15 protein-coding genes are annotated in these 16,201 nt (G+C 70.8%); 2 read left to right on the plus strand and 13 right to left on the minus strand.

Going from position 1 to position 16,201, the window contains the following annotated elements:
• Positions 1-51: 51 nt before the first annotated feature.
• A complete protein-coding gene (locus ACFV2X_RS37500) occupies positions 52-516 on the minus strand; it encodes a MarR family winged helix-turn-helix transcriptional regulator (RefSeq protein ID WP_385625545.1) in 465 nt (154 codons plus the stop codon).
• Positions 517-1,103: 587 nt separating this feature from the next.
• Between ACFV2X_RS37500 and ACFV2X_RS37505 the strand changes: the two genes are divergently transcribed.
• Positions 1,104-1,361, plus strand: coding sequence for a hypothetical protein (locus ACFV2X_RS37505; RefSeq protein WP_385625547.1), 258 nt, complete (start codon positions 1,104-1,106; stop codon positions 1,359-1,361).
• 234 nt (positions 1,362-1,595) lie between these two features.
• Here the strand turns inward: ACFV2X_RS37505 and ACFV2X_RS37510 are convergent, their stop codons facing one another.
• On the minus strand, positions 1,596-4,121 hold the full coding sequence (locus ACFV2X_RS37510; RefSeq protein WP_385625549.1) for an ATP-dependent Clp protease ATP-binding subunit: 2,526 nt from the start codon (positions 4,119-4,121) through the stop codon (positions 1,596-1,598).
• A gap of 498 nt (positions 4,122-4,619) precedes the next feature.
• On the opposite strand from ACFV2X_RS37510, the gene ACFV2X_RS37515 reads away from it, so the two are divergent.
• A complete protein-coding gene (locus ACFV2X_RS37515) occupies positions 4,620-5,264 on the plus strand; it encodes an SCO3374 family protein (protein WP_385625649.1) in 645 nt (214 codons plus the stop codon).
• A 19-nt stretch (positions 5,265-5,283) separates the two neighbouring features.
• Here the strand turns inward: ACFV2X_RS37515 and ACFV2X_RS37520 are convergent, their stop codons facing one another.
• The 11 genes from ACFV2X_RS37520 to ACFV2X_RS37570 form a co-directional block, all read right to left on the minus strand.
• On the minus strand, positions 5,284-5,625 hold the full coding sequence (locus tag ACFV2X_RS37520; RefSeq protein WP_089512686.1) for an Lsr2 family protein: 342 nt from the start codon (positions 5,623-5,625) through the stop codon (positions 5,284-5,286).
• Between the two features lie 210 nt (positions 5,626-5,835).
• Entirely contained in the window at positions 5,836-6,357 is a 522-nt protein-coding gene (locus ACFV2X_RS37525) for an amino-acid N-acetyltransferase (protein ID WP_385625551.1), read from the minus strand.
• Positions 6,358-6,378: 21 nt separating this feature from the next.
• Positions 6,379-6,774 (minus strand): BlaI/MecI/CopY family transcriptional regulator, encoded by a 396-nt coding sequence (locus tag ACFV2X_RS37530; protein ID WP_078610945.1) that lies wholly within the window; start codon positions 6,772-6,774, stop codon positions 6,379-6,381.
• Between the two features lie 121 nt (positions 6,775-6,895).
• A complete protein-coding gene (locus tag ACFV2X_RS37535; protein ID WP_179285621.1) occupies positions 6,896-7,072 on the minus strand; it encodes a hypothetical protein in 177 nt (58 codons plus the stop codon).
• A 79-nt stretch (positions 7,073-7,151) separates the two neighbouring features.
• Complete coding sequence (locus tag ACFV2X_RS37540; protein ID WP_385625554.1) at positions 7,152-8,288, minus strand: hypothetical protein; 1,137 nt, start codon at positions 8,286-8,288, stop codon at positions 7,152-7,154.
• Positions 8,289-8,850: 562 nt separating this feature from the next.
• Positions 8,851-10,566: a hypothetical protein gene (locus ACFV2X_RS37545; RefSeq protein WP_385625556.1), complete on the minus strand. Its 1,716-nt coding sequence runs from the start codon at positions 10,564-10,566 to the stop codon at positions 8,851-8,853.
• 108 nt (positions 10,567-10,674) lie between these two features.
• Positions 10,675-11,472: a type III pantothenate kinase gene (locus ACFV2X_RS37550; protein ID WP_385625558.1), complete on the minus strand. Its 798-nt coding sequence runs from the start codon at positions 11,470-11,472 to the stop codon at positions 10,675-10,677.
• 2 nt (positions 11,473-11,474) lie between these two features.
• Positions 11,475-12,509, minus strand: a complete 1,035-nt coding sequence (nadC, locus tag ACFV2X_RS37555) for a carboxylating nicotinate-nucleotide diphosphorylase (RefSeq protein ID WP_385625560.1) — start codon at positions 12,507-12,509, stop codon at positions 11,475-11,477.
• Complete coding sequence (locus ACFV2X_RS37560; protein WP_385625651.1) at positions 12,506-14,278, minus strand: L-aspartate oxidase; 1,773 nt, start codon at positions 14,276-14,278, stop codon at positions 12,506-12,508. The genes nadC and ACFV2X_RS37560 overlap by 4 nt, the downstream gene beginning before the upstream one ends.
• A complete protein-coding gene (panC, locus tag ACFV2X_RS37565) occupies positions 14,278-15,225 on the minus strand; it encodes a pantoate--beta-alanine ligase (RefSeq protein WP_385625562.1) in 948 nt (315 codons plus the stop codon). The genes ACFV2X_RS37560 and panC overlap by 1 nt, the downstream gene beginning before the upstream one ends.
• Positions 15,222-16,160 (minus strand): Rossmann-like and DUF2520 domain-containing protein, encoded by a 939-nt coding sequence (locus ACFV2X_RS37570; protein ID WP_385625563.1) that lies wholly within the window; start codon positions 16,158-16,160, stop codon positions 15,222-15,224. Before ACFV2X_RS37570 ends, panC begins: the two co-directional genes overlap by 4 nt.
• Positions 16,161-16,201: the final 41 nt, after the last annotated feature.

A 16,201-nucleotide genomic window follows, 5' to 3' on the forward strand; every position in this document is an offset into this window, starting at 1 on the left:
ACATGTTGCTCGCGAAGCAGCTGGAGGAAGCAGCTCCATGCGGCAGCCGGACTACGCCACGGGGCGCCCCGCCCGGCGGGCCACAGCGTCGCCAGCGCTCTGGCCCTCCACCAGTGAGCGCAAGAACCCCAGCACGCCATCCAGGTCGTGCCTCGCACCGGCGGCCTCGATCCCGCGATGCAACTCCGCCTCGGTCCCGGCCACTTCACGCGCGATCTTGCCGCCCGCCTCCGTCAGCGTGAGCTCCACCTGGCGCCGGTCCTGACTGCTCGGGACCCGCCGCACCAGATCGGCCGCCACCAGCCGGTCGACCAGTCGGCTCGGGTTGCTGCCGCTCTCGCAGACCAGCAGTTCGCCGAGCCCGGACATGGTCAGCGGCTGCCGCTCCGCGAGCAGACGCACCACCTCCGCCTGCGCCGGGGTGACCCCTAGCGGGCGCAACGCCCGGGCAAGGCGGAGATTGCCTTCTCGCTGCGCGGCCAGAATCAGGTATCGGACCTCTTCGGCCGGCTCCATGACAGCATCCCCTCCAGTGCAGAACAGGACGATTACGTTACACGACATCGATTGCCTGAACCCGGCGCCCCCGCTTTCTATGCCGAGCGGACTTCCGGCCTGACCAGCCCCCGCTATCCGGGTGTCCGGCTGAGTACCCGCAATTGATACGGCCCGGGAGCCGGGGAGGGCGGCCGGCCACGAATCCGCGGATGCGCGGGCAGATCTGCGCACAATCGATCTCACCCGGGAACCGAAGATCCAGCCGCCGCAGAAGCTCTCGCGCCGGATGCTCATCGACGGCGGGGCGGACATCCGTACCGGACTATTGCGTGAGCCCGCGCCGGACGCGATCGATTTCGCGCACCGGACCTTCCAGGACTACGCGCACCGGACCTTCCAGGACCGCGTGCGGCGGACCTTCCGGGGCTATCTGAGCGCGAGAGCGGCCGCCGAACGGCATGATTTCGACTTCCTGATCGAACACGACCACGAGGACGACCGGGAAGAGTTGATCAGAATGTCGCCCGGGCGCACCGCTATACCCGGGATCCGGTCCGCCCGACCACCTTGGAACGGGCTCGGGGCTTGGCTGGATCGGCCCTATCGTGCTGGAAATACTGCCCGATCCGACAGTTGTCCCGGACAAGGAAGCGCGCCGGCTGCGGGACCGCACTTCCTGGGCCATACGCTCCGTGCTCGTCATGGCCCGGCAGCGTTATGACACCGACCGCTACGCGGATGAAATCATCGCCCATCTCGATGAGCGGGAACTCGACTTTCCGGTGTCGAACCCGCAAGAGCTGCACGACGCCGACGTGACCGGGGTCCCCGAGGGCGTACAGGCCATCGTGACGCGGCCCTGAGGGGTTCTCGCCCCGAGGGCCGCCCCGAACGCGCCAGGGTCCCAGGAGGGCTTCCAGGGGCTTTTACGGGCCCCTGCCCGCCCTGCTCGGCAATGGGGCCTTGCAAGGGCCTCATGGCCCCTCCAGAGACCCCTGGAACCCCGGCTGAGCTACGACATGCAAAAGGGCTGCCCCGGACCGTTCACACGGTCCGGGGCAGCCCCTGGGCGCTGTGCGCGACTCCCTGGCGGGATGTCACGCGTCCTTGCTGAGGTTCGGGCCCGCGCCGCCTGCCGCGGACTCGATCGGCGGGGTGTCCGGCAGGGCCGACTTCTCCTCGCCGCGGAAGGTGAACTTCTTCTCCTCACCCTCACCCTCGGTGTCCACGACCACGATGTGACCGGGGCGCAGCTCGCCGAAGAGGATCTTCTCCGACAGCACGTCCTCGATCTCGCGCTGGATGGTCCGGCGCAGCGGCCGGGCGCCCAGCACGGGGTCGTAGCCCTTCTTGGCCAGCAGCTTCTTGGAATCGCCACTGAGCTCGATGCCCATGTCGCGGTCCTTGAGCCGCTCGTCCACCTTGTCGATCATGAGGTCGACGATCTGGATGATGTCTTCCTCGCTGAGCTGGTGGAAGACGACCGTGTCGTCGACGCGGTTGAGGAACTCGGGCCGGAAGTGCTGCTTGAGCTCCTCGTTGACCTTCGCCTTCATCCGCTCGTAGCCGGTCTTCACATCGCCCTGGGCGGCGAAGCCCAGGTTGAAGCCCTTGGAGATGTCCCGGGTGCCGAGGTTGGTGGTCATGATGATGACCGTGTTCTTGAAGTCCACGACCCGGCCCTGGGAGTCGGTCAGGCGACCGTCCTCCAGGATCTGCAGCAGCGAGTTGAAGATGTCCGGGTGGGCCTTCTCGACCTCGTCGAAGAGGACCACGGAGAACGGCTTGCGGCGCACCTTCTCGGTGAGCTGGCCGCCCTCCTCGTAGCCCACGTATCCGGGCGGGGAGCCGAAGAGCCGCGAGACGGTGTGCTTCTCGCTGAACTCCGACATGTCGAGCGAGATCATCGCGTCCTCGTCGCCGAACAGGAATTCGGCGAGGGTCTTGCTGAGCTCGGTCTTACCGACACCGGACGGGCCCGCGAAGATGAACGATCCACCGGGGCGCTTGGGGTCCTTCAGACCCGCACGCGTGCGCCGGATGGCCTGGGAGAGCGCCTTGATGGCGTCCTTCTGGCCGATGACGCGCTTGTGCAGCTCGTCCTCCATGCGCAGCAGGCGGGAGGACTCCTCCTCGGTGAGCTTGAAGACCGGGATGCCCGTGGCCGTGGCCAGGACCTCGGCGATCAGCTCCTCGTCCACCTCGGCGACGACGTCCATGTCGCCGGCCTTCCACTCCTTCTCGCGCTTCGCCTTGGCGGCCAGGAGCTGCTTCTCCTTGTCGCGCAGGCCCGCGGCCATCTCGAAGTCCTGCGAGTCGATCGCGGACTCCTTCTCCCGGCGCACATCGGCGATCTTCTCGTCGAATTCGCGCAGGTCCGGCGGTGCGGTCATGCGGCGGATGCGCATCCGGGAGCCGGCCTCGTCGATCAGGTCGATCGCCTTGTCCGGCAGGAAGCGGTCCGAGATGTAGCGGTCGGCCAGGGTGGCGGCCGCGACCAGGGCGGAGTCCGTGATGGAGACGCGGTGGTGCGCCTCGTAGCGGTCCCGCAGGCCCTTGAGGATCTCGATGGTGTGCGGCAGCGACGGCTCGGCGACCTGGATGGGCTGGAAGCGGCGCTCCAGGGCCGCGTCCTTCTCCAGGTACTTGCGGTACTCGTCGAGCGTGGTCGCGCCGATGGTCTGCAGCTCGCCGCGGGCCAGCATGGGCTTGAGGATGCTCGCGGCGTCGATCGCGCCCTCGGCGGCACCCGCACCCACCAGGGTGTGGAGCTCGTCGATGAACAGGATGATGTCGCCGCGGGTTCGGATCTCCTTGAGCACCTTCTTCAGGCGCTCCTCGAAGTCACCGCGGTAGCGGGAACCCGCGACCAGGGCGCCCAGGTCGAGGGTGTAGAGGTGCTTGTCCTTGAGGGTTTCGGGCACCTCGCCCTTGACGATGGCCTGGGCCAGGCCCTCGACGACCGCCGTCTTGCCGACGCCGGGCTCGCCGATGAGGACCGGGTTGTTCTTGGTGCGGCGCGAGAGCACCTGCATGACCCGCTCGATCTCCTTCTCGCGCCCGATGACCGGGTCGAGCTTGGATTCGCGGGCGGCCTGGGTGAGGTTGCGGCCGAACTGGTCCAGGACGAGCGAGGTGGAGGGGGTGCCCTCCGCCGGGCCGCCGGCCGTGGCGGCTTCCTTGCCCTGGTAGCCGGAGAGCAGCTGGATGACCTGCTGCCGGACCCGGTTCAGATCGGCGCCCAGCTTCACCAGGACCTGGGCTGCGACGCCCTCGCCCTCGCGGATCAGGCCGAGCAGGATGTGCTCCGTGCCGATGTAGTTGTGGCCGAGCTGAAGGGCCTCGCGGAGCGAAAGCTCCAGGACCTTCTTTGCACGGGGGGTGAAGGGAATATGACCGGACGGGGCCTGCTGGCCCTGGCCGATGATCTCCTCCACCTGCTGGCGGACCGCCTCGAGCGAAATCCCGAGGCTCTCCAGGGCCTTAGCGGCGACACCCTCACCCTCGTGGATCAGGCCCAGGAGGATGTGCTCGGTGCCGATGTAGTTGTGGTTGAGCATCCGGGCTTCTTCCTGAGCCAGGACGACAACCCGCCGCGCGCGGTCGGTGAACCTCTCGAACATCGTTAATCGCTCCTCAGAGCGGTCAGGCAGTAAGGGGGCGCTCCCCTCTCTGTCCTTCCGCAGCTTAGTCCCGCAAGCGGGGACCGCTCATTCCAACTGCCGACACCCGTCCGGATCACCCCCGCTCTTGCGAGGAAGGCAGCGCTGCCCCCTTTCCCCGAACAGCCGACAACAGCTCCAACCCGATGGTGCGAGACGATGTTCCCGCAGGCCAGGCATCTACGCTCGCCGCCACTACGCCCATGGCGAACGCGATCGCTTCCCGGCCCGTGGACCGCCCCTCCCACTAGGCATGTCTTACCCGCATGGGCTGACACTCCATGCGGCGCGAGCGGGTTCCCTCCGCTACGGGCGAACAACCTTGCGCCCGTTCACCACTCCTGTAGACCCCTTGGCCGATACGGAGCGCATCCCCGTCGCGACATTGCGCAATCGGGGGCGTGCGTCACTGTGCGTGACCTCACGTAACTTTCGTAGATGGGCGCAGTTGCTCCGGGCATGGCCCTCACGACCCGGGACATCCCCGTCCCGGACACCACTGTCCCGGACATCCGTGCCCTGGAGATCCCGGCCGCGCCCGCCACGCCCGGCGCCCCGGGGGCGTGGGCTCAGTGGTACGAGAGCGGGCTGGGATGGCCGACGACCGGCAGCGATCCCGTCGAACTGCTCACGGGGGTGCGCTTCGACGTGCTGGAGCTGCCGGCCGACGCCGGTTTCGCCTTGCTGCGACGCGTACCGCGGACCGGTCCGGTCGCGGTGGAGGGCCCCAGAATGCGGCTATTGGTGGCCGCGGGCAGCGCCGACGAGCTGCCGGGGCTGCTCGACTGGCTGGAATGGGGCGAGGTCCCCCTCGATCTGACCGCGATCGGTGCGGGCGGCCGGATCATCGCGCCTTGTCCCCCCTCCCGGCCGTTTGGGACGGCACTCGGGGAGCCGATCCCGCAGGAGGCCGCCGTATGGCTGCGACCTCCCGAGCCGGGGAGTGAGGTGGAGCCGATGCTGCCGGTGGCAGGGTTCGGGGGCGATGGGGACGCCCCCGATCTCGTACGGCTCGTGGGTGCGGCGGCCACTGAGTGCCACCGTGCCCGGTTGTTGCGCGGTCGGCTCTTGCCGGGACAGCGGGGAGCCCGGCGAGCCGGATAAGCCTGAGAAGGTGACGCGCTCAGGCGTTCGCCTTCTCGTACGCCTCACGCACAGTCGCCGGAACACGCCCGCGGTCGTTGACCTCGTAGCCGTTCTCCTTGGCCCAGGCGCGAATCTTCGCGGTGTCCTGGCTGCCACCGGTCGTCGCACGCGCCGCCGCCTTGCCGCGAGCAGCGGCCGCGCGGCCACCGGTGCGACGGCCGCCCTTGGTGTAGGGCTCCAGGGCGTCACGGAGCTTGTCCGCGTTGTCCGTGGTGAGGTCGATCTCGTAGCTCTTGCCGTCCAGTGCGAACGTCACAGTCTCGTCCGCCTCGCCGCCGTCGATGTCGTCGACAAGAAGGACCTGAACCTTCTGTGCCATGGGGTTCCTTTCAGAGAAACCGGGGAGCTCGGGCCGCAGCGTTAGGCGCTGATGTCCCCACCCCCCAGGTAATTACACTACGGGAGAATAGGAAACCGCTTTTCCGGGAAAAACACAAACCCCCGGGGAAGGTTCGATCGATGGACCGCACGGGAACCATCTGTTCCGGAGCTATGTGATAGGGGAGCGATTCGGACATAGGGACCGCGATCACAGTTGCAGAAGCATCCGGCTGTTGCCAAGGGTGTTCGGCTTCACCCGTTCGAGACCAAGGAACTCCGCGACGCCCTCGTCATAGGAACGCAGCAGCTCGCTGTAGACATCACCGTCGACCGGCGTCTCGCCGATCTCCACGAAGCCGTGCCTGGTGAAGAAGTCGACTTCGAAGGTGAGGCAGAAAATGCGCCGTACGCCGAGCCAGCGCGCCGTTTGCAACAGCTTGTCGAGCACCAGGTGGCCTACACCACTGCCCTTCACGGCGCGATCCACGGCGAGAGTGCGAACCTCCGCGAGGTCTTCCCACATGACATGCAGTGCGCCGCAGCCAATGACCTCCGCGTCGCCGTCCCGCTCCGCCACCCAGAACTCCTGGATGTCCTCGTAAAGCGTCACCGTCGCTTTGTCGAGGAGGATGCGATCGGCCACGTAGCTGTCGATGAGGCGGCGTACGGCCGGCACATCAGAGGTCCGGGCACGTCTGACGGTGACTGCTTTAGATTGAGCCAAGGACATGCTCGGACGCTATCGCCGGTGTCATCGCCGTGACTCACCGGGGCTCTCACCGGGCTCTTCGAGTTGAACGACGCGCATCGCATCTCGCAGCGCATCTCGCTGCTCTTCGGACATCATCCCGAAGAACGCGACGAGGGCTGCGGCCGGGTTGTCACTCGCGGACCATGCCTCGTTCATCAGTGCGGCCGAGTAGGCGGCACGAGTGGAGACCGCGGCATATCGATAGGCGCGCCCTTGCACCTCACGGCGCAGCCAGCCCTTCTGATGGAGGTTGTCCATTACGGTCATGACCGTCGTGTAGGCGATCGAGCGTTCCTGTTGAAGGTCTTCCAGGACTTCCCGGACCGTGACCGGGCGGTTCCACTTCCACACCCGCGTCATGACCGCGTCTTCGAGATCTCCCAATGGCCGAGGCACACGTGAATAATAGTGGGAGATGTCTCGAATGTCGGGTTCATGCGCGCGAAAAAGGGCGCACATCCCGAGACGATGTCATCCCGGGACGTGCGACCCCAGACACCCAGAGGCTTCGGGCGGATCAGGAAGCGCTGGACCGCGCCTGCTGCTCGGCCTCGGCGCGGGCGATCGCCGCGTCCACCGCGGCGTCTTCCTTGGCCTTGTTGGCACCGCCCTGGCTCTTCACGATCGTCACAATCAGCGCGGTGAAGGCCACGGCCATCACCACGGGCGGGACCAGCGCGGAGATGTAATCCATGGCTGTCGCTCCTTCTGGCTCGACGAGCTGACTCGAGCCGACTCGAGACCTCCAGATTACAAAGTGCCCCGGCCCCGGCTCAGGCCGGGACCCGCCCGAGCCGGGAGTCGCCTTCCGGCGGCTGGGCCGGGCGGCGGCGCTTGGGCGGGAAGACCTCCGCCGGGGTGGGCACCGGACGGCCCGGGCGCGGCGCCCTGCGGCCCGGCTCGGCGCGCCCCGGTTCACCACGCCCCGGTTCACCACGCTTGGGTTCGCCGCGCGTCGGCTCGGCACGCTTGGGTTCGCCTTTCTTGGGTTCGCCTTTGCTGGGTTCGGCTTTCTTGGGTTCGCTCTGTTCGGGCTCGCCCTTTGCCGGTTCGCTTTGCTTCGGCTCGCCCTGCTTGGGCTTCTCGCGCTCGGGGTCGGACCGCTTGGGGTCGGACGGCTTGGGGGCGGACGGCTTGGCGGCGGCTTGTTTCTGCTCCTCGCGCTTCGGCTCCTCGCGATTGGGATCGGCCAGCACGGGATCTGCCGACTTGGGGGCGGCGCGCTTGCGCCCGGCTTGTTTCGGCTCGCCCTGTGCCGGCCCGCCTTGCCCGGGCTCCTCGTGGCCGGGCTCCTCCTGACCGCCGCGGTCGAGGGCGGACGGCTTCCTGCGCGGCTCGCGGCCGGGTTCGCCGTTCTTCTGCGCCACCCGGGTGCCGCCCGCGGGGGCCCCGCCGGGCAGCACCCTCAGCCGGACCGCCGGGGATCGGCCCTCGCGGGCCCGCAGGGCCCCCGCCGCGCGCTCCGCGAGCCGGGTCCGTACGCCCCGCTCGGCAAGCCGCTCACAGTGGCGCAGCAGGGCGCGACGGCGCTCGGCCTCGCCGGTCCCAGCGGCGGACCGGCACAGCTGGCGCAGCGCCGCCAGGTCCTCCGGAAGCGGCTCGTAGCCGGCCGCCAGGACGCCTTCGAGCTGATCGAGATAGCCGACGGCGGCGCCGGGGAGGGCGGCGCGGTAGCGGGCGAGCTCGTCGAGCAGAAAGGCTCGCAGCCGCCCGCCCTCGCGGACCGCTTCGTCCACGGCCTCGGCGAGGCGGAGGCAGTCCTGGACCTCCTCCGTCCGGTCCGGGCCCCCGTGGCCGGGGGAGAGTGTGACGGGATGGGGCTGGAGGGCGATGGCGAGGGCGCGTCGGAGCACACGCAGCTCATCCGCACTGAACGCCATTCCGCCGCGGGATCCATATGGCGTGGGCATGGGCCGACTTTAAGTGCTAAGCGGACAAAATTCGCTGAGCGCGGGGCGGTGCGGCGCGTTGCGGAAAGCTGCGATGCGTTACGGAATGGGATGGCCCGCGCGGCAGGCGCGGGAGGGTGCCTACGGGGCGCCGGAAGGCGCCGCGGGCGCGACCGCTCCGGCCGGTCCGCCCGGACCGACGGCCCGGCAGACGGGCGAGCAGCAGGCACGGCAGGACAGCCCGCCTGGCAGGACGGCGAACCGCAGGCGCGGCAGACACGGTCCGAGGACGGCGAGCGGCAGCCACGGCCGAACGACGGCCCGGCGGACGGCGGCCGCGCACCAACAGCAGGCGCAGGCGCCACAACCGGCCCGGCAGGCACAGCAGGCACGGACCGAGGACGGCCGGCGCGGGCGAACGGCGGCCCGGCGCCGCGCACCAACCGCAGGCGCAGGCGCCACATCGGGCATAGCGGGGGCAGGCTGCGCAGGTGGCCCTCTCGCGGCGGCGCCCCCGGCCGTGGGCGCTCGCGGGGCGAGCGGGCTACGGCCGGGGGCGTCGGGGAGAGGGGTGCCGGGGGCGTCAGACGCGGGTCGCCCGGCGGCGGCGGGTGATGACGACCGCGGCGCCGCCCAGCGCGAGCGCGGCCGCGGCGCCGCCTGCCATCAGGCCGATGCCGCCCGCGCCGGTCAGGGCCATCGTGCCGCCGGTGGAGCCGCTGTCGTCGGAGGAGCCGCCGCTCGTGGCACCGTCACCGGAGCCGCCGGAGCCGGACGTGGCGCCGTCCTGTGACCCGGAGCCGCCGGTCGAGTCGGCCGAATCGTCGCCGCCGGTGGAGGACCCATCGGAGCCGTCGGACCCGTCGGAGTCGTCGGAGCCGCCGGCCGCGCCCTTGAAGGTGATCTTCGCGGTGTCGTTGGCGGAGTTCGGGTCATTGGTGCTGAAGCCCGCCGGGCCGGGGACCAGCTTGACGGTGCCGGTGGCGTTCTTGTCGGCGTCCTTGGCGATCTTCACGCCGATGCCGTACGTCTGGCCCTCGCCGGGCAGTTCGGTCGAGGCCTCGGGGCACAGATAGCGGCGGTGGCCCGGCTCGAACTTCTTGGTCTCGGTCTCGCTCACATACGTCAGGCACTCACCACTGGTGTCCTGGTCCGGCTCTTCGTCGATGTGGTTGGTGAGCCCGGTGACACCCTCGGGCAGGGTGATGTCGGCGTACAGGATCGGCTTGCGGTCCTGGCGGTACGCGGCCGCCGGGCCGTCGTTGGTCAGCCCGAACTTCAGCCCGCCCGTGGTGCCGTTGCCGGCCTCCGGGTCGATGGCGCCGCCCACGGCGCGGAAGTCGGCGCGGTTGTCGGTACGGAGGGAGACGCTGCTCTTGCCGTCGGTCTCGAAGTCGCCGCCGGAGGCGGCGGTGAAGGCGATCGGGGACCCGGTGCCAGGAGTGCCGTTCGGGTTCTCCTCGCTGCCCGCCGGGACGGCCTGGACCTCGTAGTCGATCCAGGGGGCCAGGGCGGCCTTGGTGATCTTTACGGTCAGCGGGGTGCTGAGCTTCGCGGACTGGCCCGGTTCGATGGCCGTGTCGATGGAGCAGTAGACGCGCGCGGAGTCGTCCCATTCGGAGCCGAAGCGACAGTTCTTCGGCTTGTTCGTGAATTCGATGCCCGGGACGCCGCTCAGCTCGATATTGACGCGCTCGGCCGGCAGATCCCCGGTGTTCCGCACCGTCAGGGGCAGGTCCACCGTGGAACCGGTCTTGAGGCCGTCGCGGTCGGGCAGCTTGCCCACGACCAGTTGGGGCGAGCCGACGACGACCTTGGAAGAGCTCTTGTCCCCGGTCGCGCCGTCGGCCGTCACCTCGTAGGAGATGGTGCCGGAGGCGCCGGGCTCGGCGGCGGAGTCGGCGGTGAGGGTGAACGGCTCCCAGGGGCCGTGGAGGTTGCCGTTGTCGAGGCAGGTGACGACCGCGCCGGAGGCGGTGCACTGCTCGTTTTTCGCCTTGATGGTCGCGACGCCTTCGAGGCCGCTGGCGTCGATGACCATTTTGGCGTTCTTGGGAAGGGGGAATTCGGCCCCGCCGTCGTAGAACGAATACCCCACGGGCGGGGCGACGGCATCCTGCCCGTCGGCCGCCGAGGGCAGGGCGATCTGCTGGGGAGCGGTGATCTTGGCCCAGGGCTGGGTCGGCTCGTCCTCCGCGTATGCGGCGGGCACGCCGACGGCCGTCCCCAGCGCGATCACCGCCCCGGCGGCCGCCGCGTGAATCGTCTTCCCCTTATGCCACATACGTCCCACGCCCATCTCGCGTTTACCCAACTATCTGCCGCTCGCCAGACAGTTCAGCTGACCGGATGGTTGCCCTCCGGTGAACGGGAAGTTGTGAGCACGGGTAGGAGAGGGAAAGCGGGGTCAGCCCCGCGAGACGTTGCGCTCGTACACCAGGCGCAGGCCGATCAGGGTCAGCCACGGCTCGTGCTCGTCGATGACCGAGGACTCGCCCAGCACCATGGGGGCCAGGCCCCCGGTGGCGATGACCGTCACGTCCTCGGGGTCGTCGGCCAGTTCGCGCGCCATCCGCCGGACCACGCCGTCGACCTGGCCGGCGAACCCGTACAGGATGCCGGCCTGCATCGCCTCGACCGTGTTCTTGCCGATGACGCTGCGCGGCCGGGCCAGCTCGATCTTGCGCAGCTGCGCACCGCGCACACCAAGCGCCTCGACCGAGATCTCGATGCCCGGCGCGATCACCCCGCCCACGTACTCGCCGCGCGCGCTGACCGCGTCGAAGGTCGTCGCCGTGCCGAAGTCGACGACCACGCACGGGCCCTCGTACAGCTCGACGGCCGCCAGGGCGTTGATGATCCGGTCGGCGCCGACCTCCTTCGGGTTGTCCATCAGGATCGGCACACCGGTCTTCACCCCCGGCTCGACCAGGACGGAGGGCACATCCCCGTAGTAGCGGCGGGTCACCTCGCGCAGTTCGTGCAGTACGGAGGGGACGGTGGAGCAGATGGAGATGCCCTCGATGCCGTCGCCCAGCTCCTCGCCGAGCAGCGGGTGCATGCCCATCAGACCCTGCAGGATGACGGCCAGCTCGTCGGCGGTGCGGCGGGCGTCCGTGGAGATCCGCCAGTGTTCGACGATCTCGTCGCCGTCGAACAGGCCCAGCACGGTGTGGGTGTTTCCCACATCGATGGTCAGCAGCATCGTCAGTTCGCCTCGGCCTCGCGCAGGTCCAGGCCGATGTCGAGGATCGGGGAGGAGTGGGTGAGCGCGCCGACCGCGAGATAGTCGACGCCCGTCTCGCCGTACGCCCGCGCGTTCGCCAGTGTGAGGCGGCCCGAGGACTCCAGGGTGGCGCGGCCCGCGACCAGCTCGACGGCCTGCCGGGTCTGCTCCAGGGTGAAGTTGTCGAGCAGGATCAGATCCGCGCCCGCGTCGAGCACCGGCGGAATCTGGTCCAGGGTGTCGACCTCCACCTCCACGTCCACGTCCGGGAACTCGGCGCGCACGGCCTTGAACGCCTGCGCCACGCCGCCCGCCGCGACCACGTGGTTGTCCTTGACGAGGGCCGCGTCCGACAGCGACATACGGTGGTTGACGCCGCCGCCGCAGCGCACCGCGTACTTCTCCAGCACACGCAGCCCCGGGGTGGTCTTACGGGTGTCGCGGACCTTCGCCGTGGTGCCCTCCAGGGCATCCGCCCAGGCGCGGGTCGCGGTGGCGATACCGGACAGCCGGCACAGCAGGTTGAGCGCGCTGCGCTCGGCGGTGAGCAGATCGCGGGTGCGGGTGCGGACCGAGAGCAGCCGCTGGCCGGCCGCGACCTGGTCGCCGTCCTCGACATGCCGCTCGACCTCGAACTCGTCGGTGCAGACGATGGACAGCACCGCCTCGGCGACGCGCAGCCCCGCGACGATGCCCGCCTCGCGGGCGGTGAAGTCGCCGGTGGCCATGGCGTCCTCGGGGATGGTGGCCACGGTCGTCACATCCACGCCGTGGTCGAGGTCTTCCTCGATCGCCATATGCGCGATGTCCTCGACCTTGACGGGGTCGAGCCCGGCGTCGGCCAGGAGCTGGGCGAGGTCGGGGTCCAGACCGCACTCCATCGGGTCGAGGTCGTACGCCTCGTCGTCGGCGCCACAGCCGCACGCGTCACCGCAGCCGGGGCCCCCGCCGGGGAGGCCGATCTGCAGCAGAGGGAGGGCCACTGGCTGTGGGCGGTCGTCGGGAGTGCTGCTCACGGGTGGGACTCCGTCTTCGTTCGGGGGGTGGTGAGTGGGGCGGATGCCTCGGTCGCGGGGAACGCCTCCGAGTCCGTCGTACGGACGTCCAGCGTGTCGCCGGGGCCCAGGGTGACCAGGAGGTGCCGGCGCCAGACCGGGTCGTCCCGGCCGGGGCGGTCCTCGCGCCAGTGGCAGCCGCGGGTCTCCTCGCGGCGGAGGGCGGCGGCCACCAGGACGCGGGCCACGAGGAGGAGGTTGGTCGCCTCCCAGGTGTCGACCCCCGGCTCGGCGGTCTTGCCGTCGCGGCGCAGCGTCTCGGCGGCCTCGTCGTGGACCCGCTCCAACTGGGCGGCGGCGCGGGCCAGGCTCTCGGCGGACCGGAGCACCCCGGCCCCGGCGGTCATGATCCGCTGGATGCTGTACCGGGCCTCGGGCGGCAGCAGCGGCCCCTCGCCGGTGGCAAGCCCGGCGGCGGCCTGCAGAGTTTGCCGCGCCTGCGAGGTCGGGGCGGAGGTGATCGGCGAGGTGATGTCCTCGGCGATGCGCTCCGCGAAGACCAGGCCCTCCAGGAGGGAGTTGGACGCGAGCCGGTTCGCGCCGTGGACGCCGGTGCAGGCGACCTCGCCGCACGCGTACAGCCCGGGGACCGTGGTGCGGCCGCTCAGGTCGGTGCGTACGCCGCCGCTCGCGTAGTGGGCGGCGGGCGCCACGGGGATGGGCTCGGTGACCGGGTCGATGCCGTGGGCGCGGCAGGCGGCGAGGATGGTTGGGAAACGGTGCTCCCACATCCGCGCGCCGAAGTGGCGGGCGTCCAGGTACATGTGCTCGGCGCTCTGCTCGAGCATGCGCCGCAGGATGCCCTTGGCCACGATGTCGCGGGGCGCCAGCTCGGCCAGTTCGTGCTGCCCCTGCATGAAGCGGACGCCGTCGGCGTCGACGAGATACGCGCCCTCGCCCCGCACCGCCTCCGAGACCAGCGGCTGCTGCCCCTCCGCCTCCGGGCCGAGCCACAGCACCGTGGGATGGAACTGCACGAACTCCAGGTCGGAGACCTCCCCCCCGGCGCGCAGCGCCAGGGCCACGCCGTCGCCGGTGGAGACGGCGGGGTTGGTGGTGGCGGAGAACACCTGGCCCATGCCGCCGGTCGCGAGGACCACCGCGCCCGCGCGCACCGCGCCGACGCCGTCCCGCTGGCCCTCGCCCATGACGTGCAGGGTGACTCCGGCCGCGCGGCCGGAGGCGTCCTTGAGCAGGTCGAGCACCAGCGCGTTCTCCACGGTCTCGATGCCGGCGGCGCGCACCGCCTCGACCAGCGCCCGGGAGATCTCCGCGCCGGTCGCGTCGCCGCCCGCGTGCGCGATACGGCGGCGGTGGTGGCCGCCCTCGCGGGTCAGCAGGATCTCGCCGGTGTCGTCGTCGGCGTCGAACCGGGCGCCGGTGCCGATCAGCCGGCGTACGGCGTCGGGGCCCTCGGTGACCAGCGTGCGTACGGCCGTCTCGTCGCAGAGCCCGGCGCCGGCGACCAGGGTGTCGTCGAGGTGCTGCTCGGGGGTGTCCCCCTCGCCGAGGGCGGCGGCTATGCCGCCCTGGGCCCAGCGCGTGGAGCCGTCGTCGAGGCGGGCCTTGGTGACGACGGTGACCTTCGCTCCGGCGGCGGCACAGCGCAGCGCGACGGTCAGACCGGCGACGCCCGAGCCGACGACCACGACGTCGGCCTCGATGGCCCAACCGGGGGCCGGGGCACGCAGGGCCGCGCCGACGGCTGTCGGCTTGCTCTCTTGGATCATCATGCGGCTCCGAACCACAGGCGGACGTTGTCTATCAGGCGCGTGCTGCCGACCTTGGCGGCGACGGCGAGGACGGCCTCGCCGCTGTGGTCGTCGGGGACCTCGGCGAAGTCCAAGGGGTCGACGAGCGCCAGATAGTCGAGGTCGAGGGGTGGTTGGAGGGAGGCCGCCTCGTCGAGCACCGCGCGCGCGGCGGACCGGACCGCCGCCACGTCGCGCCCCGCATCCCGCCCAGCGTCACGGCCCGCATCCCGCCCAGCGTCACGGCCCGCGAACAGCGCGCGGGACAGGGCCAGGGCGGTGGTCCGCTCCTGCGCCGACAGGTAGCGGTTACGGCTGGAGAGCGCGAGGCCGTCGATCTCCCTGACCGTCGGAGCGCCGACGATCTCGACGGGGAAGTCCAGATCGAGCACCATACGGCGGATCACGGCCAGTTGCTGGGCGTCCTTCTCGCCGAAGAAGGCGACGTCGGGGCGGGTGAGGTGGAGCAGCTTGGCCACGACGGTGAGCACCCCGTCGAAGTGCCCGGGCCGCGAGGCGCCCTCGTACCGCTCCCCCATGGCACCGGCGGTCATCCGCACCCGCGGCTCACCGCCCCCGTACACCTCCTCGACCGGCGGCGCGAAGACGATGTCCGCGCCGGCGGCGGCCGCGACCTCGAGGTCGGCGTCGAGCGTGCGCGGATAGCGGTCCAGGTCCTCGCCCGCGCCGAACTGCAGGGGGTTGACGAAGACGGTGACCGTCACGATGCCCTTGGCTCCGACCCGGGCGCGGGCCGCGCGTATGAGGGAGGCGTGTCCTTCGTGGAGCGCGCCCATGGTCATGACGACGGCGACGCGCCCCGGGGTGGCGAACTGCGCCAGGGCGGCGTCGAAGTCGGCCCGGGTGGTGAACAGCTCGACGTCCGGCTCTCCGGGGACGGCCTTGCGCCACAGCTTCGGGCTCATGCTCCCGTCCCTCCCCCCAGGCCGGGGACGTCGGAGACGTCCGAGAGGACGCCCAGCAGGTCCTCGGCGAGCTCGGGCTTGAGCAGCCCGGCGGCGAGCGCGCGGTCCGCGGTCGAACGGGCCATCGCGAGGTAGCCGGGGACGGCCTGGGGCGCATGGCGGTGCAGCTCGGCGACATGGGCGGCGACGGTGCCGGCGTCGCCGCGCGCGACCGGACCGGTCAGCGCGGCGTCGCCGCTGCGCAGCGCGTTGTCCAAGGCGGCGCCCAGCAGCGGGCCGAGCATCCGGTCGGGGGTGCCGACCCCGGCGGCGCGCAGCAGGTCCATGGCCTGGGCGACCAGGGTGACCAGGTGGTTGGAGCCGATGGCGAGGGCGGCGTGGTAGAGCGGCCGGGCCTCCTCGGCGATCCACTCGGGCTCGCCGCCCATCTCGATGACCAGCGCCTCGGCCGCCATCCGCAGCTCTTCGGGCGCGGTGACGCCGAACGAGCAGCCCGCGAGCCGCTGGACGTCGACGGGCGTGCCGGTGAAGGTCATGACGGGGTGCAGCGCGAGCGGCAGCGCCCCGGCGCGCAGGGCGGGGTCGAGCACGGATGTGCCGTACCGCCCGGAGGTGTGCACAAGCAGCTGCCCGGGGCGCACCGCGCCGGTCTCGGCGAGGCCGCTGACCAGGTCGGGCAGCGCGTCGTCGGGGACGGTCAGCAGGACCAGCTCGGCCCGCGCCAGCACCTCGGCGGGCGGGACGATCGGGACCTCGGGGAGCAGCGCGGCGGCCCGGCGCACGGAGGCGTCGGAGACGCCGGACGCGGCGACCGGGCGGTGCCCTGCGAGCCGCAGCGAGGCGGCGAGGGCGGGGCCGACGCGACCGGCGCCGACGACCCCGACGGTGAGCCGGGCAGGGCGGTCCTGCGGCTCGGGAAGTGGATGTGCGTTCACTCGACGACGGCCTTCCGTTCCAGTCCTCAGGGGGTACCGGA

This window comes from Streptomyces sp. NPDC059679 (assembly GCF_042734105.1).
In the GTDB taxonomy this organism is placed as follows: domain Bacteria; phylum Actinomycetota; class Actinomycetes; order Streptomycetales; family Streptomycetaceae; genus Streptomyces.